This window comes from Streptomyces sp. NPDC093252 (genome assembly GCF_040683675.1).
In the GTDB taxonomy this organism is placed as follows: Bacteria; Actinomycetota; Actinomycetes; order Streptomycetales; family Streptomycetaceae; genus Streptomyces.
This window is the reverse complement of sequence record NZ_JBFBEM010000016.1, coordinates 233,450-251,236: the sequence shown is the minus strand read 5'-3', so window position 1 is coordinate 251,236 and position 17,787 is coordinate 233,450. Positions and strand designations below refer to the sequence as shown.

General features: G+C 71.8%; 19 protein-coding genes. 11 read left to right on the top strand and 8 right to left on the bottom strand.

Features of this window, described 5'->3' with window-relative positions:
• Positions 1–14 precede the first annotated feature (14 nt).
• Together AB0O01_RS30470 and AB0O01_RS30465 are read right to left on the bottom strand one after the other, a co-directional pair.
• Entirely contained in the window at positions 15–926 is a 912-nt protein-coding gene (locus AB0O01_RS30470) for a pyridoxal-phosphate dependent enzyme (protein WP_365318349.1), read from the bottom strand.
• 91 nt (positions 927–1,017) lie between these two features.
• The gene (locus AB0O01_RS30465) at positions 1,018–1,608 is read right to left on the bottom strand and encodes an N-acetylmuramoyl-L-alanine amidase (RefSeq protein ID WP_365318347.1); all 591 of its coding nucleotides are present in this window, start codon (positions 1,606–1,608) and stop codon (positions 1,018–1,020) included.
• Positions 1,609–1,951: 343 nt separating this feature from the next.
• Between AB0O01_RS30465 and AB0O01_RS30460 the strand changes: the two genes are divergently transcribed.
• The 7 genes from AB0O01_RS30460 (at position 1,952) to AB0O01_RS30430 (ending at position 8,884) form a co-directional block, all read left to right on the top strand.
• Positions 1,952–3,358: a family 2B encapsulin nanocompartment shell protein gene (locus AB0O01_RS30460; RefSeq protein ID WP_365318345.1), complete on the top strand. Its 1,407-nt coding sequence runs from the start codon at positions 1,952–1,954 to the stop codon at positions 3,356–3,358.
• A gap of 49 nt (positions 3,359–3,407) precedes the next feature.
• A complete protein-coding gene (locus tag AB0O01_RS30455) occupies positions 3,408–4,529 on the top strand; it encodes a family 2 encapsulin nanocompartment cargo protein polyprenyl transferase (protein WP_365318344.1) in 1,122 nt (373 codons plus the stop codon).
• Positions 4,530–5,390: 861 nt separating this feature from the next.
• Positions 5,391–6,029: a GNAT family N-acetyltransferase gene (locus AB0O01_RS30450; RefSeq protein WP_365318342.1), complete on the top strand. Its 639-nt coding sequence runs from the start codon at positions 5,391–5,393 to the stop codon at positions 6,027–6,029.
• Between the two features lie 163 nt (positions 6,030–6,192).
• Positions 6,193–6,777: a dihydrofolate reductase family protein gene (locus AB0O01_RS30445; RefSeq protein WP_365318340.1), complete on the top strand. Its 585-nt coding sequence runs from the start codon at positions 6,193–6,195 to the stop codon at positions 6,775–6,777.
• Between the two features lie 51 nt (positions 6,778–6,828).
• Positions 6,829–7,071 (top strand): hypothetical protein, encoded by a 243-nt coding sequence (locus tag AB0O01_RS30440; protein WP_365318338.1) that lies wholly within the window; start codon positions 6,829–6,831, stop codon positions 7,069–7,071.
• Between the two features lie 126 nt (positions 7,072–7,197).
• Positions 7,198–7,611: a YciI family protein gene (locus AB0O01_RS30435; protein ID WP_365318336.1), complete on the top strand. Its 414-nt coding sequence runs from the start codon at positions 7,198–7,200 to the stop codon at positions 7,609–7,611.
• 10 nt (positions 7,612–7,621) lie between these two features.
• The gene (locus AB0O01_RS30430; RefSeq protein WP_365318334.1) at positions 7,622–8,884 is read left to right on the top strand and encodes a DUF6596 domain-containing protein; all 1,263 of its coding nucleotides are present in this window, start codon (positions 7,622–7,624) and stop codon (positions 8,882–8,884) included.
• Between the two features lie 26 nt (positions 8,885–8,910).
• Here AB0O01_RS30430 and AB0O01_RS30425 read toward each other — a convergent pair whose 3' ends face one another.
• Positions 8,911–9,675 carry a VOC family protein gene (locus AB0O01_RS30425; RefSeq protein WP_365318333.1) on the bottom strand — a complete coding sequence of 255 codons (765 nt, stop codon included), beginning with the start codon at positions 9,673–9,675 and terminating at the stop codon, positions 8,911–8,913.
• Between the two features lie 233 nt (positions 9,676–9,908).
• Here AB0O01_RS30425 and AB0O01_RS30420 point away from each other — a divergent pair, with 233 nt between their 5' ends.
• Positions 9,909–10,232 (top strand): helix-turn-helix transcriptional regulator, encoded by a 324-nt coding sequence (locus AB0O01_RS30420; protein WP_365318331.1) that lies wholly within the window; start codon positions 9,909–9,911, stop codon positions 10,230–10,232.
• 263 nt (positions 10,233–10,495) lie between these two features.
• Here the strand turns inward: AB0O01_RS30420 and sodN are convergent, their stop codons facing one another.
• Entirely contained in the window at positions 10,496–10,891 is a 396-nt protein-coding gene (sodN, locus tag AB0O01_RS30415) for a superoxide dismutase, Ni (protein WP_365318330.1), read from the bottom strand.
• 142 nt (positions 10,892–11,033) lie between these two features.
• On the opposite strand from sodN, the gene sodX reads away from it, so the two are divergent.
• Positions 11,034–11,468 (top strand): nickel-type superoxide dismutase maturation protease, encoded by a 435-nt coding sequence (gene sodX / locus AB0O01_RS30410; RefSeq protein ID WP_365318329.1) that lies wholly within the window; start codon positions 11,034–11,036, stop codon positions 11,466–11,468.
• Here the strand turns inward: sodX and AB0O01_RS30405 are convergent.
• Complete coding sequence (locus tag AB0O01_RS30405; protein ID WP_365318327.1) at positions 11,351–12,001, bottom strand: CGNR zinc finger domain-containing protein; 651 nt, start codon at positions 11,999–12,001, stop codon at positions 11,351–11,353. The genes sodX and AB0O01_RS30405 overlap by 118 nt on opposite strands.
• A 100-nt stretch (positions 12,002–12,101) precedes the next feature.
• On the opposite strand from AB0O01_RS30405, the gene AB0O01_RS30400 reads away from it, so the two are divergent.
• On the top strand, positions 12,102–12,866 hold the full coding sequence (locus AB0O01_RS30400) for a class I SAM-dependent methyltransferase (RefSeq protein ID WP_365318325.1): 765 nt from the start codon (positions 12,102–12,104) through the stop codon (positions 12,864–12,866).
• 81 nt (positions 12,867–12,947) lie between these two features.
• Here the strand turns inward: AB0O01_RS30400 and AB0O01_RS30395 are convergent, their stop codons facing one another.
• From AB0O01_RS30395 to AB0O01_RS30385, 3 genes are read right to left on the bottom strand one after another with little or no spacing between them, the layout of a single operon-like run.
• Positions 12,948–13,724, bottom strand: coding sequence for an amino acid ABC transporter ATP-binding protein (locus AB0O01_RS30395; RefSeq protein ID WP_365318324.1), 777 nt, complete (start codon positions 13,722–13,724; stop codon positions 12,948–12,950).
• Complete coding sequence (locus tag AB0O01_RS30390; protein WP_365318323.1) at positions 13,721–14,665, bottom strand: amino acid ABC transporter permease; 945 nt, start codon at positions 14,663–14,665, stop codon at positions 13,721–13,723. Before AB0O01_RS30390 ends, AB0O01_RS30395 begins: the two co-directional genes overlap by 4 nt.
• Positions 14,666–14,704: 39 nt before the next feature.
• On the bottom strand, positions 14,705–15,676 hold the full coding sequence (locus AB0O01_RS30385; protein ID WP_365318321.1) for an ABC transporter substrate-binding protein: 972 nt from the start codon (positions 15,674–15,676) through the stop codon (positions 14,705–14,707).
• A gap of 626 nt (positions 15,677–16,302) precedes the next feature.
• Between AB0O01_RS30385 and AB0O01_RS30380 the strand changes: the two genes are divergently transcribed.
• The gene (locus AB0O01_RS30380; RefSeq protein ID WP_365318319.1) at positions 16,303–17,550 is read left to right on the top strand and encodes an NADP-dependent malic enzyme; all 1,248 of its coding nucleotides are present in this window, start codon (positions 16,303–16,305) and stop codon (positions 17,548–17,550) included.
• The last annotated feature ends 237 nt before the right edge of the window (positions 17,551–17,787 follow it).

The window sequence follows — 17,787 nt, the reverse complement described above, 5'->3', positions numbered from 1 at the left end:
GGTCGTGCCCCGGATCAGACGGCCTCCCCGAGCGGTGACCCCGTGACGACGGCCGCCACCCGGGTCCCGCGCGGGAAGGTGCCCGCCTCGGCGAGGGCGACGAGGGCATAGAGCAACTTGGCGACATACAGACGTTCCACCGCGAACCCGTGGCGCTGTTCGATCCCGGAGGCGAACGCGTCGAGTTCCGCCGGCACGCGCGCGTAGCCGCCGAAATGGAAGCCGTCGGCCAGCGCCCAGGTGCCGCGTGCCCCGCCGAAGGCGGCGTCCTGGAGGGCGCGTACCCCGGCGGTGAGGAACCCGCCCTTGAGCACCGGCACCCCCAGGGCGCGCTGGCCGGGGCCCAGACCGGCGGCCAGCCCGGCCAGCGTGCCCCCGGTGCCGCAGGCCACGGCGACCACCTCGGCGGCGCCCCGCAGCTCCTCGCCGAGCGCCGCGCAGCCCCGTACCGCGAGGTCGTTGCTGCCGCCCTCGGGGATCACCAGGGCGTCCCCGGCGTCCGTCGCGGCGAGGAGCGCGGCGCGGGTCGCGGGCTCGGTCTTGCGGCGATAGGTCGATCTGTCGACGAAGTGCAGCCGCATGCCGTCGGCGGCGCAGCGGGCCAGGGAGGGGTTGAGCGGGGCACCGGCCAGTTCGTCGCCGCGCACCACGCCGACGGTCGGCAGCCCGAGCAGGCGGCCCGCGGCGGCGGTGGCCCGCAGATGGTTGGAGTAGGCGCCGCCGAAGGTCAGCACGGTACGGCCGGACGCGGCGGCCAGGTTCGGGGCCAGCTTGCGCCACTTGTTGCCGATCAGCTCCGGGTGGATCAGATCGTCCCGCTTGAGCAGCAGCCGGACGCCCCGGCGGGCGAAGCGGGGGTCGGTCACCTCCACCAGCGGCGAGGGGAGCCGGGGGCGCAGCGCGGCGGCGGGGTCGGGGCCGGTCATCGGCCCATTGTCGGCCACACCGCCGCGCACCCGCGGGTGCCCCCGGTACCGGCGCCGGGCACCCGCGGGTGCCCCATGGCCGGGGGGAAGGTTACTTCAGCCGTCCCTTGACGCGTTCGCGCATGCTGGCCATGGTGAAGCCCTTGGGGTCGATCTTCCCGGGCTGCCACTCCAGGTGCCCGATCACCGAGCGCTCGGTCCAGCCGTGGGTCCGGCAGACCGCTGCCGCCGCCTTGGCGATGGCGTCGAGCTGGGCGGTGGGCCAGGGGTCCTTGCCGTCGCCGAGGTTCTCGCACTCGAAGCCGTAGAAGTGGGTGTTGCCGTCGGTGTTCGCCTCGTTGTCCGGCGGGAGGCCCTTCTCGGCGATGACCGCGTTCAGTACGTCGCCGTCGCCGAGCCCGGCGTGGTTGGCGCGGCCGTAGCCGACGAGGTGGACGGTGCCGTCCTTGGTGATGACGCCGTGGCAGAGGGGGCCGGGCAGGGAGGCGTAGCCGTCACGGCAGATCTCCACGGTTCTCGCGCTGCCCTTGGTGACGGTGTGGTGGATCATCACGCCGTGCACCGGGCCCCACGGGCCCTTGCTGTTGCGGTTGTGGGTGCGCCAGTCGCCGACCTCGACGACCTTGAGCCCCTCCTCGCGGAGGGTATTCAGAAATGTGTTCGCGGACATGGGTGGGGCCATGGCCGTCTCTCCTTCGTGCACCTGAGCGCCGACCGCCGGGCGCGGCCGTCTCGTACCGCTGCTTGTACCGAACGGGCCGCCGCCGAACCCTCCATTCGCACAGCGTGCGAGCGGATTCGGACAGATCGATTCCGCTACGGGGCGGGGAGAAAGGGGGAGTGGAGGAGCGTATTCCGGAGCGGAACGGGGTGCCGGGTGACTCACATGTGCCCCGGCGCGCGGTGATCCATTCCCGCTCTTTCGGGTAATAGCATCGGCACACCGGGTGATGGAACGCTGTGCGGCGGAGTTCGGTGCCCGGCGGCGGAGTGCTGTCCGGGCATGACCGGGAGGGCAGTTCCATATGTCGGTAGGCGAAGAGGTCCGCACGGAGCAGGGCAAGCCGCAGCAGAGTCTCGGTACGGCAGCCGCGCGGAACCTGGCCACCACGACCAAGTCCGTGCCGCAGATGCAGGAGATCAGCTCGCGCTGGCTGCTGCGGACGCTGCCGTGGGTGGACGTGCAGGGCGGCACGTACCGGGTGAACCGGCGGTTGACCTACGCGGTCGGCGACGGGCGCATCACCTTTGTGAAGACCGGCGACCGCGTCGAGGTCATCCCCGCCGAGCTGGGCGAACTGCCCGCCCTGCGGTCGTACGAGGACGACGAGGTGCTGACCGAGCTGGCGCGCCGCTGCGCCCAGCGGGAGATCGCCGCGGGGGAGGTGATCGCCTCCTTCGGCAACCCGACCGACGAGGTGTATCTGCTGGCGCACGGCCGGGTGGAGAAGGTGGGCACCGGACCCTACGGCGACGACGCCGTGCTCGGGGTCCTCGCCGACGGCGCCTACTTCGGGGAGCAGGCGCTGCTGGACCCGGACGCGATCTGGGAGTTCACCGTCCGCGCGGACACCCCGTGCACGGTCCTGGTGCTCTCGCGCGACCACTTCCAGCAGGTCGCCGAGCGTGCGGAAACGTTGCGCGGGCACCTCGACGCGCTGCGCGCGATCCCCGCGCAGCGCACCAACAAGTACGGCGAGAAGGAGATCGACGTCGCGGCCGGCCACTCCGGCGAGCCCGACATCCCGCACACCTTCGTCGACTACGAGGGCAGCCCCCGCGAGTACGAGCTGAGCGTCGCCCAGACCGTGCTGCGGGTCCACTCCCGGGTGGCCGACCTCTACAACCAGCCCATGAACCAGACCGAGCAGCAGTTGCGGCTCACGGTCGAGGCGCTCAAGGAGCGCCAGGAGCACGAGCTGATCAACAACCGCGAGTTCGGCCTGCTCAACAACTGCGAGTACGACCAGCGCATCCAGCCGCACGACGGCGTACCCGGCCCCGACGACCTGGACGAACTGCTCAGCCGCCGCCGCGGCACCAAGCTCTTCCTCGCCCACCCGCGCGCCATCGCCGCGTTCGGCCGCGAGCTGAACCGGCGCGGACTGGTCCCGGAGAGCCTGGACGTCGGCGGCAACCGCATCCCGACCTGGCGCGGAGTGCCGATCTACCCCTGCAACAAGATCCCGGTCACCGAGGCCCGCACCACCTCCATCATCGCCATGCGTACCGGCGAGCAGGACCAGGGCGTCATCGGGCTGCGGCAGTCCGGGCTCCCGGACGAGATCGAGCCGAGCCTGTCGGTGCGGTTCATGGGCATCAACGAACAGGCCATCATCAAGTACCTCGTCACGGCCTACTACTCGGCGGCCGTGCTGGTCCCGGACGCGCTCGGCGTGCTGGAGAACGTCGAGATCGGCCGCTGGCAGTGACCCCTCCCGCAGCCGCTCCGTGTCCGCGGGCTTCCTGAGGGGGGATCCGATGCCCGAGTCCACAGCACCGGACACCGGACACCGCAGCGGTGGGGCAGGGGAGAGCGGGGTCGCCGTCGAGCCGGACGGCGACCCCGGTACGCGGGACGTCCCCCCGGAGGCGGCGCACATACTGGACCGTACGAGGGCGTCCGTCGACCCCGAACTGCGGTCCGCCTTCGCCTCGCTGCCCGCGCAGATGCGGCGCGTCGCCCGCTACCACTTCGGCTGGGAGAACCCGGACGGAACGCCGTCGCGGACCGGCGCGGGCAAGGCGATCCGCCCGGCGCTGGTGCTCACCGCCGCCGAGGCCCTGGGCGGCGCCCCCGCCCGGTCCTCGGCGGTACGGGCCGCGGCGGCGGTGGAACTGGTGCACAACTTCACGCTGCTGCACGACGATGTGATGGACCGGGACGTCACCCGTCGCCACCGGCCCACCGCCTGGACCGTGTTCGGCGACGCCGACGCGATCCTGACCGGGGACGCCCTCCAGGCGCTGGCCCTGCTGATGCTCGCGCGGGACCCGCATCCGGCGGCCCCGCGCGCGGCGGCCCGAGTCACCGCCTGCGTCATCGAGCTGTGCGAGGGACAGCACACCGACACCGCCATGGAGAGCCGGGCACCCGACGAGGTCACCCTCGCCGAGGTGCTCACCATGGCGGAGGCCAAGACGGGCGCCCTGATCGGGTGCGCGTGCGCGGTCGGCGCGCTGTACGCGGGGGCGGACGACGAGGTCGTCGACGCGCTGGACGCCTTCGGGCGGGCCGCCGGGCTCGCCTTCCAGCTCATCGACGACGTCATCGGCATCTGGGGCGACCCGGGCCGCACCGGCAAACCGGCCGGCGCGGATCTGGCCGCCCGCAAGAAGTCCCTGCCGGTGGTCGCGGCGCTCACCTCGGGCACCTCCGGGGCGGCCGAACTGGCCGCGCTGTACGGGCAGCCGTACGACCGGCGGGACCTGGAGCGCACGGTGCTCGCCATCGAGCGGGCGGGCGGCCGGGACTGGGCCCAGAGCCAGGCGGCCGACCGGATGGGCCGCGCGATGGACCAACTGGCCCGCGCGATCCCGGACCCTTCGGCCGCGGAGGGGCTGCTGTCCTTGGCGGAGTTCGTGACGCGCCGCAGCAACTGACGTCCCGTCTTTTCCCGGGTTGGGTGCCGGGTGCCGGGTGCCGGGTGCTGGCTGCCCTGTGCTGTGCCGGGCGCTGTCCCCTGGGCGGCCCTGTTCCGTGCCGGGGCGGGCCGCCGGGGCCGGGGTCGGGTCCTGGGTGCTTTGTCCCGTGCCGGGTCGTGGGCGCCCGGTCCCTTGCGGGGGGCTGGGTTTCTTGTCCCTTGCGGGGGTTGGGTGCCTTGCCCCTTGCCGGGGGGTGGGTGTCGGGGCCGGGTTCCTGGGGCCTGGGGCCTTGTCCCGGGCCGGGTTTGGAGGTGCCGGGGCGGGGTGGTGGCTGGGTCTCCGGGGCGGTTCAGGTGTCCCGGAGGCTCGGCCTGTCTGGGGGTTGGTGGTGCCGGGTTTCGGCGGTGAGGGGTTCCGCCTGTCTGGGGGTTTCGGCGGTGCGGGGTTCCGCTGCTTCGAGGGGTCCGGGCTCCGGTGGTGCGGGCCCTGCTGGTCCGAGGGTTCCGCCTGTGCGGGGGTTTCGGTGGTGCGGGGCTCGGCTGCTTTGAGGGGTTCGGGCTGCGGTGGTGTGGGGCTCTGCTGGTCCGAGGGTCCCGGCGGCGCGGGGGTTTTGGCAGTGCGGGGTTCCGCTGGTGCGAGGGCTTCGGCGGTCCGGGGTTCGGCGGTCCAAGGTTCCGGCGGTCCAAGGTTCCGGTGGTCCCGGGTTTCCAGCGGTCCGGTGGATCGGCGGCGCCCCTGCCCGGTCTCCGTGCTGCCGTTCCCGGAGGGCCCCCGGCGGTTCCCGCGCCACCCCACGATGTGCGGGGACCGCCCCCGTTCGCTCCCGTTACGCTTCAAACGCCAGAGTGGCGCAGCGGGTTGTAGGGAAGGGCGGGGACCATGGGTGTGGCGATCCGGACGGCGGGGGAGGGCGACCGGGAGCAGGTCGTCCGGCTGTTGGACTCGGCCTTCCGGGACGATCCGGTGAGCAACTGGATCTTCCCCGGGGAGGCGCTCCCGCGCGCCCATCACCGGCTGATGGGCGCGTTCACCGACATGGTGATGGCCGACGGCCGGATCGATCTGCTGGAGGACGGCACCGGGTGCGCCCTGTGGCTGCCCGTGCCGGGAAAGGGTCAGGAGGGGGGCCATGAGGAGGGACACGGGGAGGGGCCGGAGGAGGACGGCGGGGGCGATGACGCCGTGCGGCTGCGTGAAGCCGTCGATCCGGGGAATCCGCGGGTGGAGCAGATAGCCCGGCTGACCTCCGGGATCCATCCCGAGGACCGGGCGCACGAGTATCTGTGGATGATCGGGGTGGCCCCGGAGCGGCAGGGGGAGGGGCTCGGCGCGCTGCTGATCGGGGCCGTGCTGGACCGCTGCGACCGGGACGGGATGCCCGCCTATCTGGAGGCGAGCAGCGCGCGCAGCCGGGGGCTGTACGAGCGGCTGGGCTTCGAGGTGCTCGGCGCACCGCTGGAGCTGCCGGACGGCGGGCCGACGATGTGGCCGATGTGGCGGGAGCCGCACCCCTCCTGACCTGCGGAGATCAAGACCGGACCCATCTCGTGGCGCGCTGGGCCGCGAGATGGGTTCTTTAAAGGGCTTGCAACCACTACGGATGGAGTACTACAAATGGAGTCGTCAGCGCGGGCCGTGCACACGGCTCACGCACCAGCCGGACGAATGAGAAGAGATCGGTTTGCGCAAGCTCACGTATTTCATCGCCTGTTCCCTGGACGGCTTCATCGGTGATCCGCAGGGGGACGCCACGGAGATGGTCCGGTTCGTGGACGAGGAGTTCTTCGGCTTCCTCGCCGCGGAGTACCCGGAGACCCTGCCGACCATCGGCCGCCGGGCCACCGGCACCGACCATCTCGCCAACAAGCGGTTCGACACGATCATCCAGGGCCGGGCCAGCTACGACCTGGCCCTCAAGGAGGGCGTGACCAGCCCGTACGCCCATCTGCGGCAGTACGTCGCCTCCACCACGCTCGGCGAGTCCCCGGACCCGGATGTCGAGATCGTCGCCTCCGACGTCGTCGGGAAGGTGCGGGAACTGAAGGCGGAGGAGAGCGGGCTCGGGATCTATCTGTGCGGTGGCGCGCAGCTCGCCGGGGCGCTCTTCGACGAGGTCGACGAGATCGTCGTCAAGACCTACCCCCTCGTCTACGGTTCCGGGATGCCGATGTTCGCCAAGGGCTGCGACATCACGGAGTTCACCCTGGAGTCGCTGCGGACCTTCGGCAACGGGGTCTTCGTCCGGACGTACGGCAGGAAGCGGTGATGCGGGGGGCGGCGGGGAGCGGGGAGTGGTCCGCCGTCCTACGCTGAGGGCATGGACAGCGAAGGACATGCCTGTCCGGTCTGCGGACAGCCGGTGGAGACGGTGATACACCGCCACAAGACGCTGGGTACCTGGGTGCCGACCTGGGTCGGCGGGCCCTGCCGGAACGAGGAGTGCCCGGCGTACGCGGAGCCCGAGGGGAGTGAGCGGGCGCACCGCGCGCCGAACGCACGGGAGGACGCGCGGGCGGCGCGGCCGGGCACCGGCCGGGAGCGTGCTTCCGGGTCCGCCTGAGAGATCGGCTGGGGTGCGGGTTCGGTGCGGAGAATTTTCGCGCGCCCTGTCGAGAACGCTCGATCCGCTCCGACGTTCCGTGTGAGAGTCGCCCGGCAGGGGCGGCCGAGCCGAAGGAGCGGAACGATGAAGTACCTGGTCATGATTCAGGGCGCGCAGATCGACTACGACGCCATGGGCGGCAGGGCGTCGGCCTCCTCCCCGGCCTGGACCGAGCAGGATCTCCAGGCGATGTACGCCTTCATGGGCGCGGTCAACGACGACCTCTCCGAGAGCGGCGAGTTGATCGACGGCCAGGGCCTGGCCGCCCCGGAACAGATCCGGCACGTCACCCTCGGCGAGGACGGCAAGCCGGTCGTCACCGACGGCCCGTACGGCGAGACCAAGGAGATGCTGGCCGGTTACTGGGTGCTGGACTGCGCGAGCCTGGAGCGGGTCACGGAGATCGCCGCCCGGATCGCCGGGTGTCCACAGCCCGCCGGGGCGCCGGTCTACCCCGTGGAGATCCGGCAGATCCTGGACGGCGCCGGGGACCTCTGAGCGGCCGGGCATGAGGGACAGGGGCAGTGACAGGGGCAGGGGCAGTGACAGCGTCTCCGGTGCCCTGCGGGACGCGCGGGAGCTGATCCCTTCCGTCCTCGGGGCGCTGGTGCGCCGGTACGGGCACTTCGATGCCGCCGAGGACGCCGTGCAGGAGGCGTTGATCGCGGCGGCCGGGCAGTGGCCGGAGCGGGGGGTTCCGGAGAATCCCCGGGGCTGGCTGATCAAGGTGGCGGCGCGGCGGCTGACGGATGTGCTGCGCAGCGACGAGGCGCGGCGGCGCCGGGAGGAGCGGGTCGCCGCGCTGGCGCCCCGGGACGCCCTCACCGCGCCGGAGCCGGGCGCGGACCGGACTCCGCGCGAGGACGACACCCTCACCCTGCTGTTCCTGTGCTGCCACCCGGATCTCGGCCCGTCCGCCCAGCTCGCGCTCACCCTGCGCGCGGTCGGCGGACTGACCACGGCCGAGGTCGCCCGTGCCTGTCTGGTGCCCGAGGCGACCATGGCGCAGAGGATCAGCCGGGCCAAGCAGAAGGTGCGCGGGGTGAGCTTCGCCCGCCCCGATGCCTGGGCCGCCCGTCTCCCCGCCGTCCTGCACACCCTCTACCTGATCTTCAACGAGGGGTACACGGCGACCTCCGGGCCCCGGCTCCAGCGCCGGGAGCTGGCCGGGGAGGCGATCCGGCTGACCCGTACCGTGCACCGGCTGCTCCCGGACGACACCGAGGTGACCGGGCTGCTGGCGCTGATGCTGCTCACCGACGCCCGCCGCGAGGCGCGCACCGGGCCGGACGGCGATCTGGTGCCGCTGGACGAACAGGACCGGGGCCGCTGGGACAAGGTCGCGATCGACGAGGGCGTCGCCCTGATCACCGGGGCCCTGGAGCGGGGCCGTCCCGGCCCCTACCAGCTCCGGGCGGCCATCGCCGCCGTCCATGACGAGGCCCCGTCCGCCGCCGCCACCGACTGGCGGGAGATCCTCGGCCTCTACGACCTCCTCGTCCGGATGGTCCCCGGCCCCGTCGAGCGGCTCAACCGGGCGGTGGCGGTGGCGATGGTCCACGGCCCGCGGGCCGGGCTCGCCGCCGTGGATGCCCTAGGCCCCCAGTTGGGCCACCGGGTCGACGCGGTACGCGGCCATCTCCTGGAGCGCGCCGGGGCCTACGAGGAGGCGCGCGCCGCCTATGAGTCAGCGGCGGCACGGACACTGAGCCTGCCGGAGCAGCGGTATCTGAGGGGGAGGGCGGGGGCCCTGGGACGGCGGACTCCCTGACCGGACCGGAGAGCCGCCACGGTGGCTCAAGCGCTCTTCGGGCGCCCGCCCGTCTCCGGGTCGCGGCCGGTGAGGCAGTACGTGCCGCCCGCCGGGTCGCGCAGCACGGTCCAGAACGGGTGCCGCCGGACCACGGTCGCGCCGAGCCGCTCATGGGCGGCGGCGGTGGCGTCGAGGTCCGCGCAGGCGAGGTCGGGATGGGCGGCGGCGGGCTGCTCGGTGCCGAGCCGCTGGAGCAGCACCCGCACGGGCAGCCCGGCCGGCGGCACGATGGCCCGGAACTCCGGGAGCGGACTGCTGACGGACTCCCACCCCGACCCGTCGGCCCCGGTGAGGAGCCCGGTCCAGAAGGCGGCCTCGGCGTCGTACGCGGACGGCGGGGTGTCCAGGCAGACCTGGTCCAGCTGGCTGCCGCCGACGACCGGGGGCCGGACCGCCTCCCCGTGCCAGGGCACCGCGCAGAACGCGTGCCCCGCCGGGGAGCGCAGGACGGTCCATCCGTCGTGCGCGGCGGACGTCCGCGCCCCGAGCCGCAGGGCGCGGGCGGTGAAGGCGTCGACGTCGTCCACGGCGAAGTCGAGATGGGCGCCGCCGGGGCCGGAGGCCGTGCCCTGCGCCTTGAGACAGGCGTCGGCTCCGGTGCCCGGGTCCGGGAGCAGGGTGGTGAACTCACCCCGGTCGCCGCGCGGGCCGGAGGTCCGGGTGCCGGTGACGGCGGTCCAGAAGGCGAGCGCGGCGTCGAGGCGGTCGGCGGGCCGGTCGATGAAGGCGTGGGTCCAGCGGACGGTCATGGGGTGAGCGTAGGGGAGACCCGGACGGGACGGTGAGGCCGTGCGCGGCCTCCGGTACCGGCCCGCCCTTAGAGCGGCGGATCGTTCCGCTGGCGGTGTTCAGGAGGACCGGGACGCGCGAGGCGGCGGAGGCAGGGCGGCGGGCCGGTCGGGCGCGGAAGCTCCGCGAGGCGGAAATCGGCCGTGCTCGGCACACCTACGATCGCCGTGGGGAGGGGAGCTGAGGAGGGCTGATGCAGCACCGCACATGGAGGACCGGCCGGGACCGGCAGTTCGCCGGGGCGGAGGCGGAGTACGACCAGGAGTACATCGACGCGCGGCTGGCCGGGGACCTCGGGCAGGCGGTCCACGACCGGCGGGTCGAACTCGGTCTGTCCCAGAGCGAGCTGGCCGAGCTGGCCGGGATGACGCAGCCGCAGGTCTCCCGGATGGAGGGCGGCGACACCGTGCCCACGCTGCCGCTGCTGCGGCGCCTGGCGAAGGCCCTGGACGGTTCGCTGAGCGTGGCCGTCGACGAGGGCGACTCCCGTGTCACGTTCACCCCGCACGCGGCCTGAAAGGGCGGTCACCTCGCCACCCCGCACGCGGCCTGAGGGCGGTCATCTTGCCACCCCTCACGCGGCCTGAAGGCGGTCACCTTGCCACCCTTCACGCCGCCGCACGCCGCCTGAAAGGCAGTCCCCCCGGACCACCCCCACCCGGCCCCAAAAGGGACCGCACCCGGGTGCCGCGGGTGCCGGGGTGGCGGCCTGCGGGCCGGGTGCGGTCTGGTAGACCGTGCAAGTAGATAATAATTGCAGGTCAGGGGCTTGAGGTGGGATCAAGCCTTCTTCGTCTCCCAGAAGATCTTGTCGATCTGGGCGATGTAGTCCAGGGCCTTCTGGCCGGTCGCCGGGTCCGTGGAGGCCTTGGCGGCGGAGAGGGCCTTGAGGGTTTCGTTCACGAGCTGGTGCAGCTCGGGGTACTTCTCGAAGTGCGGGGGCTTGAAATAGTCGCTCCAGAGCACGGACACATGGTGCTTGGCCAGCTCCGCGCGCTGCTCCTTGATGACGGTGGCGCGGGCCTGGAAGTGCGGGTCGTCGTTGGCGGCCATCTTGTCCTGGACGGCCTTGACCGACTCCGCCTCGATACGGGCCTGGGCCGGGTCGTACACGCCGCAGGGCAGGTCGCAGTGGGCGCTGACCTTCACCTTGGGGGCAAACAGGCGGGAAAGCATGGAGCATTCCTTCCTCGTGATCGTCTTCTCAGGTGGGACATTACTCCCTGCGAGGCGGGTTTTCGCGGGTGCCCCCATGGGCTTAGGACAAAAGTCCGGGGTCAGACTGAGACTGGTGGGGAACGACCGGGGAGGTGCCGGGATGCCGGAACTGTCGCGGGAGAGCGAGCGCGGGGGCCCTGTGCTGCCCTTCGGGCTGGCCGAGGTGTCCGGGCCGTCGATGGTGCCCACACTGCGCCACGGGGACCGCCTGGTGGTGCACTACGGCACCCGGATCAGGCCCGGTGACGTGGTCGTGCTGCGCCATCCGTTCCAGCAGGACCTGCTGGTCGTCAAGCGGGCGGCGGGGCGGCGCGAGGGCGGCTGGTGGGTGCTCGGGGACAACGCGTACGCGGGCGGGGACAGCACGGACTACGGGGTGGTCCCCGAGGAGCTGGTGCTCGGGCGGGTGCGGCTGCGCTACCGGCCGCTGCCCGCGGGGCGGCGGTCGCCGGTCGCGGTGCTGCGCTGGGCGGTGTCGGCCGCGCGCCCGGTGCTCTCCGACCGGTCGGCCTCCAGACGCTTGCGGGCCCGGTAGGCGGCCACGTTGGCGCGGGTCGCGCAGCGGTCGGAGCAGTAGCGGCGGGAGCGGTTGGTGGAGGTGTCGAGGTAGGCGTTGCGGCACGGGGGCGCCTCGCACAGGCCCAGCCGGTCCACGCCGTACTCGGTGAGGTGGAAGGCCAGGCCCATCGCCGCGATGGCGGCATAGCCCGCGGTGGCGTTGGACGGGTGGTCGGCGAGGTGCATGTGCCACAGGGGGCGGCCGTCGTCGTCGCGGGTGTCGTGGCCGGAGATCTGGGGGCTGACCGGGAACTCCAGGAGCAGGGAGTTCAGCAGGTCGACCGCGAGGGTCTCGTCGCCCCCGTCGGCCGCCTCGAAGACCGACCGCAGCCGGGCGCGGACCGCGCGGAAGCGGGTGACGTCCGCCTCGGTGGCCCGGCGGCCCGCCGACTGGTTGGCGCCGAACAGCTCGCGCACCGCCTCCACCGTCGTCAGGGCGTCCGTGCCCCGGCCGGGTTCCTCGCTGTTCACCAGCCGCACGGCATAGTCCGAGTAATAGGTCAGTTCCACTTGTAGTCCTTACCGGGGAGCCTTATGGTCATGATGCGGTCGGGGTAACAGCCGATGCCGTATCCAGGGTATTACGCACGGTCTGTGACGGAGGGCACCCATGACGGACACCACGGCGGCCGGGACCGACTGGCAGGGGTGGCAGCGGAGCTGGGACCGGCAGCAGGAGTGGTACATGCCGGACCGCGAGGAGCGCTTCCGGGTGATGCTGGACATGGTCGAGGCGACCGTCGGCCGCACCCCGCGCGTCCTCGACCTCGCCTGCGGCACCGGCTCCATCACCGCCCGCCTCCTCGACCGTCTCCCCGGTGCCGTCAGCACCGGCGTCGACCTCGACCCCGCCCTCCTCGCCATCGCCGAGGGCACCTTCGCCGGTGACGACCGCGTCACCTTCGTCACCGCCGACCTCAAGGACCCGCACTGGCCCACCGCCCTGCCGTACGCGTCCTTCGACGCCGTTCTGACCGCCACCGCACTCCACTGGCTGCACGAGGGCCCGCTCGCCGCCCTCTACGGGCAGGTGGCGGGGCTGGTCCGGGACGGCGGGGTCTTCATGAACGCCGATCACATGATCGACGACACCACCCCCCGGATCAACGCGGCCGAACGCGCGCTGCGCCACGAGCGCATGGAACAGGCCAGGAACGACGGCGCCGTCGACTGGGCCGCCTGGTGGCAGCTCGCCGCCGCCGACCCCGTCCTGGCCATCCCCACGGCCCGCCGCTTCGCCATCTACGGCGGACACGCCGACGGCGACATGCCCCCGGTGTCCTGGCACGCCCGGACCCTGCGCGAGGCAGGCTTCGGCGAGGCCCGCCCGGTCTGGTGCTCCCCCTCGGACACCCTGCTGCTCGCCCTGAAGTAACCGGGGCCGAAGGAACGGCGAAGGGGCGGTACGGGGAGGAGATCCCCCCGTACCGCCCCTTCGGTCACCGGACCGCGGTGGTCACAGGACCTTGGACAGGAACGCCTTCGTGCGGTTGTGCTGGGGGTCGGTCAGGACGTCCCTCGGGTTGCCGGACTCGACGACCACACCGCCGTCCATGAAGACCAGGCTGTCGCCGACCTCGCGGGCGAAGCCCATCTCATGGGTGACGACGATCATGGTCATGCCGGACTCGGCGAGGTCGCGCATGACGTCGAGGACATCGCCGACCAGCTCCGGGTCCAGGGCGGAGGTGGGCTCGTCGAAGAGCATCAGCTTGGGGTCCATCGCCAGGGCGCGGGCGATGGCCACCCGCTGCTGCTGGCCGCCGGAGAGCTGGGAGGGGTAGTTCCGCGCCTTGTCGGCGAGGCCGACCCGCTCCAGGAGCTGCATCGCCCGCTCCTTGGCCTGGGCCTTGGGTACGCCCTTGACCTGCACCGGCGCCTCGATGATGTTCTCGGCGGCGGTCATGTGCGGGAACAGGTTGAAGCGCTGGAAGACCATGCCGATGTCCCGGCGCTTGACCGCGACCTCGCTGTCCTTCAGCTCGTAGAGCTTGTCGCCCTTCTGCCGGTAGCCGACCAGCTCGCCGTCGACGGACAGCCGGCCGGCGTTGATCTTCTCCAGGTGGTTGATGCAGCGCAGGAAGGTGGACTTGCCCGAGCCGGAGGGGCCGATCAGGCAGAACACCTCGCCGGTGCGGACCTCCAGGTCGATGCCCTTGAGCACCTCCACCGGGCCGAAGGACTTGTGCACGCCCTCGGACTTCACCATGGGGACGGCGGGGTCGTGGGTCATGCCGTGGCTCCCTTCGGGCGGCCGAGTGACAGCAGGTTCCGGCGGATCTTCTGCATCGGGGTCGGCGGGAGCTGCCGGGAGGAGCCGCGGGCGTAGTAGCGCTCCAGGTAGTACTGGCCGACGCTGAAGATCGAGGTCAGCAGCAGGTACCAGGCCGCGGCGAGGAACAGCATCTCGGCGGGGGCGCCGGAGGTCTGCCCGATGTCCTGGGCCACCCGGAACAGCTCCGAGTACTGGACGACCGACACCAGGGAGGTCGTCTTCAGCATATTGATGACCTCGTTGCCGGTCGGCGGCACGATCACCCGCATGGCCTGCGGGATCACGATCCGGCGCAGCGTCTTGGCCTGGCTCATGCCCAGCGCGTGCGACGCCTCCGTCTGGCCCTCGTCCACCGCCAGCAGACCGGCGCGGCAGATCTCCGCCATGTACGCGGCCTCGTTCAGCCCGAGGCCGAGCAGCGCGGTCAGGAACGGGGTCATGAAGTCCGACCACTCGTCCCGGTAGAACGGGCCGAGGTTGATGAACTCGAAGACCAGGCCCAGGTTGAACCAGACCACCAACTGCACCAGGACCGGCGTGCCCCGGAAGAACCAGATGTAGAACCAGGCGATGGACGAGGTCACCGGGTTCTTCGACAGCCGCATCACGGCCAGCAGGATGCCGCCGACGATGCCGATCGCCATGGCCAGCACGGTGATCAGCAGCGTCTTGCCGACCCCGCTGAGGACCCGGTCGTCGAAGAAGTAGTCCGGGATCGCGCCCCAGTTGATCCGGCCCTGGGAGAACGCGTAGACGATGGTGCCGAACAGGCCCAGGGCGAGTACGGCGGTGAGGTAGCGGCCGTAGTGGCGGACCGGGATGGCCTTGATGGCCTCCGGGCCGGCCGGCGGGGTGTCCGCCGGGCGGCCGTCGCCCGTCTTGGAGATGTCAGGAGTCACGCGTGTTGCCTTTCCGCGCCCGCGGTCGTGGGGGCCGGGTCACTTGCCGCCGTTGACGACGGCCTCCGTGACGGCGCCGTCGGTGACGCCCCACTTCTCCAGGATCTTCTGGTACTCACCGTCGGCGATCACCGCGTCCAGGGCCGCCTGGAGGGCGTCGCGGAGCTGGGTGTTGTCCTTGGCGACCGCGATCCCGTACGGCGCCGCCTCGACCTGCTCGCCGACCAGCTCGAAGTCATTGCCGCCGCCGGAGGTCTGGACGGCGTAGGCGGCGACCGGGAAGTCCGAGGAACCGGCGTCGGCGCCGCCGGCCCGCAGCCGGGTCTGGGCCTGCTGGTCGTTGTCGAACGCCTCGATGGTCAGCTTCTCGCCGGACGGGCACTTCTTGGCCTCGGCCTTGGCGAGGTCGTCGGAGACCGTGCCGCGCTGGACGACGAGCGTCTTGCCGCACAGGTCGGCCCAGGTGGTGATGCCTTGATCGTCGCCCTTCTTGGTGTAGATCGAGACACCCGCGGTGAAGTAGTCGACGAAGTCCACGCCCTCGCCGACCTTCTTGCCGGTGTCGGCGTCGATGCCCTCCTGGCGGTCCTTGGTGTCGGTCATCGCGGACATGGCGATGTCGTAGCGCTTGGAGCGCAGACCGGTGATCAGGGTGTCGAAGGTGCCGTTCTCGAACTCGAAGGTCACCCCGAGCTGCTTGCCCATGGCCGCCGCGATGTCGGGGTCTATGCCGACCGTCGCCCCGGCGTCGTCCTTGAACTCGACGGGCGCGTAGGCGATGTCCGAGCCGACCTTGATGACGCCCTTGTCGCGGATCTCCTGGGGCAGCTTGTCGGCCAGCGGGGCCGCCGCCGCCTCGGAGGAGGAGCCGGCGCTCTCCTTGCTCTCCGAACCGCCGCCCCCGGTCTGGTCACCGCAGCCGGTGAGCAGCAGGGCGCCCGCGACCGCGATCGAGCCGACCGCGGCCAGCCGGGAGCGGGCGGTCGTACGACGGATGGTGCTTGCGGTCATGGTGGATTCCTCCGGCGGATGGAGAGGGTTGCCGTGGGGCCGGGCCGACACACCTCTTCGAGTGTCGCGACCTCCTGTGATGACGGCATCTTGCCATTCGGACGGAGGCATTCAGGGGGGCAGGCATGTCAAAATCGGATAACGGGCCACCCCCGAACCGCACCACTCCGGTACATCACGGCCGGACCTTCTTCAGGAATCTCCGCTTCCGGCCGGAAGATCTTCGGTGACCGCTGCCGTTCGGGTGAGTGTCGAGGGCTCTTTGCCCATTCTTGGCCCACGCTCGGGATATTGACCGGCGCTTGTGACGATGGTCCCGTTATGCGCGGATGCTGCGGACCGCCATCCGGCCGGTGCCCGACCCCCGGCGCGGGGTGAGCTGTGATCTCCGCGTGATGCATGTGACCTTCACGTTATGGACTCGTCCACGGGACCGGTCGTCAGGTATGAAGGTTCTTTACACCCCTCATCCGGGGCTCAAGGGCGCGTGTGCGGCGTGCCCGTCGTGTACGCCCGTACGTATCCCTACGTATCGCTACGCACCACTTGGGTCGTACACGGTCCCGCCCGCCTCTTCGACCAGAGGCGGCCACCCTCAACCATGAACACCTAAGGGGTCAGACAACGTGGCAGCGGAGATCGTCAATCCTCGCAGCGCCGGAAACGTCGGAAACGCGGATCAGGAGAGCGGGGAGCCGCTCGGTTCCCTGGACTCCCTCGACTCGTTCGATCCGGCGTTCGCGCTGCACCGCGGCGGCAAGATGGCCGTGCAGGCCACCGTGCCGGTGCGCGACAAGGACGACCTGTCCCTCGCATACACGCCCGGCGTCGCGAAAGTGTGCAGCGCCATCGCCGAGCAGCCGGACCTGGTCAACGACTACACCTGGAAGTCCTCGGTCGTCGCCGTCGTCACCGACGGCACGGCCGTGCTCGGCCTCGGGGACATCGGGCCCGAGGCGTCCCTCCCCGTGATGGAGGGCAAGGCGATCCTGTTCAAGCAGTTCGGCGGGGTGGACGCGGTCCCGATCGCGCTGGCCTGCACGGGCGTGGACGAGATCGTGGAGACCGTGGTCCGGCTCGCGCCGTCCTTCGGCGGGGTCAACCTGGAGGACATCTCGGCGCCCCGGTGCTTCGAGATCGAGCGCAAGCTCCAGGAGCGGCTCGACATCCCCGTCTTCCACGACGACCAGCACGGCACCGCCGTCGTCACGCTCGCCGCGCTGCGCAACGCCGCCCGGCTGAGCGGGCGGGCCCTCGGTGAGCTGCGCGCGGTGATCTCGGGCGCCGGTGCGGCCGGGGTCGCCATCGCCCGGATCCTGATCGACGCCGGGATCGGCGACGTGGCGGTGACCGACCGCAAGGGTGTCGTCTCGGCCGACCGGGACGACCTCACGCCGGTCAAGCGCGAGGTGGCCTCCTTCACCAACAAGGCGGGCCTGAGCGGCTCGCTGGAGGGTGCCCTCGCGGGCGCGGACGTCTTCATCGGCGTCTCCGGCGGTACGGTGCCGGAGGCGGCGGTCGCCTCGATGGCGCCGGGCGCGTTCGTGTTCGCCATGGCCAACCCCGACCCCGAGGTGCACCCGGACGTGGCGCACAAGTACGCGGCGGTGGTGGCGACCGGGCGGTCGGACTTCCCCAACCAGATCAACAACGTGCTCGCCTTCCCCGGGATCTTCGCCGGGGCGCTCCAGGTGCGGGCGTCGCGGATCACGGAGGGCATGAAGCTGGCCGCGGCGGAGGCCCTCGCGGGCGTGGTGGGGGACGATCTCTCGGCGTCCTATGTCATCCCTTCTCCGTTCGACGAGCGGGTCGCCCCTGCGGTCACCGCGGCGGTGGCTGCGGCGGCTCGGGCCGATGGGGTGGCGCGGCGCTAGCTTGGGCGGTGTTTTGTGGGTCCCGTCCGTTTGGGCGGGGCCCGTTTTCTTTGCCCACCCGCCCACCCGTGCGGGTTGGATGGACGGGGAGCCGTCGCCCCGGGGGGTGGGGGGTGCGGGAGTGGTGGGGGTGGTGCGGGTGGGGGGTGGCTGGGCGCGCAGTTCCCCGCGCCCCTAAAAGCGGCGCGTGGTTCCTCGCGACCCTGAGAGCGGCGCGGAGTTCCCCGCGCCCCTGAG

What these genes read in the sequence shown, in the direction of transcription:
- AB0O01_RS30470 (WP_365318349.1), bottom strand. Translation starts at nt 926, where the DNA reads ATGACCGGCCCCGACCCCGCCGCCGCGCTGCGCCCCCGGCTCCCCTCG.
- AB0O01_RS30465 (WP_365318347.1), bottom strand. Translation starts at nt 1,608, where the DNA reads ATGGCCCCACCCATGTCCGCGAACACATTTCTGAATACCCTCCGCGAG.
- AB0O01_RS30460 (WP_365318345.1), top strand. Translation starts at nt 1,952, where the DNA reads ATGTCGGTAGGCGAAGAGGTCCGCACGGAGCAGGGCAAGCCGCAGCAG.
- AB0O01_RS30455 (WP_365318344.1), top strand. Translation starts at nt 3,408, where the DNA reads ATGCCCGAGTCCACAGCACCGGACACCGGACACCGCAGCGGTGGGGCA.
- AB0O01_RS30450 (WP_365318342.1), top strand. Translation starts at nt 5,391, where the DNA reads ATGGGTGTGGCGATCCGGACGGCGGGGGAGGGCGACCGGGAGCAGGTC.
- AB0O01_RS30440 (WP_365318338.1), top strand. Translation starts at nt 6,829, where the DNA reads ATGGACAGCGAAGGACATGCCTGTCCGGTCTGCGGACAGCCGGTGGAG.
- AB0O01_RS30435 (WP_365318336.1), top strand. Translation starts at nt 7,198, where the DNA reads ATGAAGTACCTGGTCATGATTCAGGGCGCGCAGATCGACTACGACGCC.
- AB0O01_RS30430 (WP_365318334.1), top strand. Translation starts at nt 7,622, where the DNA reads ATGAGGGACAGGGGCAGTGACAGGGGCAGGGGCAGTGACAGCGTCTCC.
- AB0O01_RS30425 (WP_365318333.1), bottom strand. Translation starts at nt 9,675, where the DNA reads ATGACCGTCCGCTGGACCCACGCCTTCATCGACCGGCCCGCCGACCGC.
- AB0O01_RS30420 (WP_365318331.1), top strand. Translation starts at nt 9,909, where the DNA reads ATGCAGCACCGCACATGGAGGACCGGCCGGGACCGGCAGTTCGCCGGG.
- sodN (WP_365318330.1), bottom strand. Translation starts at nt 10,891, where the DNA reads ATGCTTTCCCGCCTGTTTGCCCCCAAGGTGAAGGTCAGCGCCCACTGC.
- sodX (WP_365318329.1), top strand. Translation starts at nt 11,034, where the DNA reads ATGCCGGAACTGTCGCGGGAGAGCGAGCGCGGGGGCCCTGTGCTGCCC.
- AB0O01_RS30400 (WP_365318325.1), top strand. Translation starts at nt 12,102, where the DNA reads ATGACGGACACCACGGCGGCCGGGACCGACTGGCAGGGGTGGCAGCGG.
- AB0O01_RS30395 (WP_365318324.1), bottom strand. Translation starts at nt 13,724, where the DNA reads ATGACCCACGACCCCGCCGTCCCCATGGTGAAGTCCGAGGGCGTGCAC.
- AB0O01_RS30385 (WP_365318321.1), bottom strand. Translation starts at nt 15,676, where the DNA reads ATGACCGCAAGCACCATCCGTCGTACGACCGCCCGCTCCCGGCTGGCC.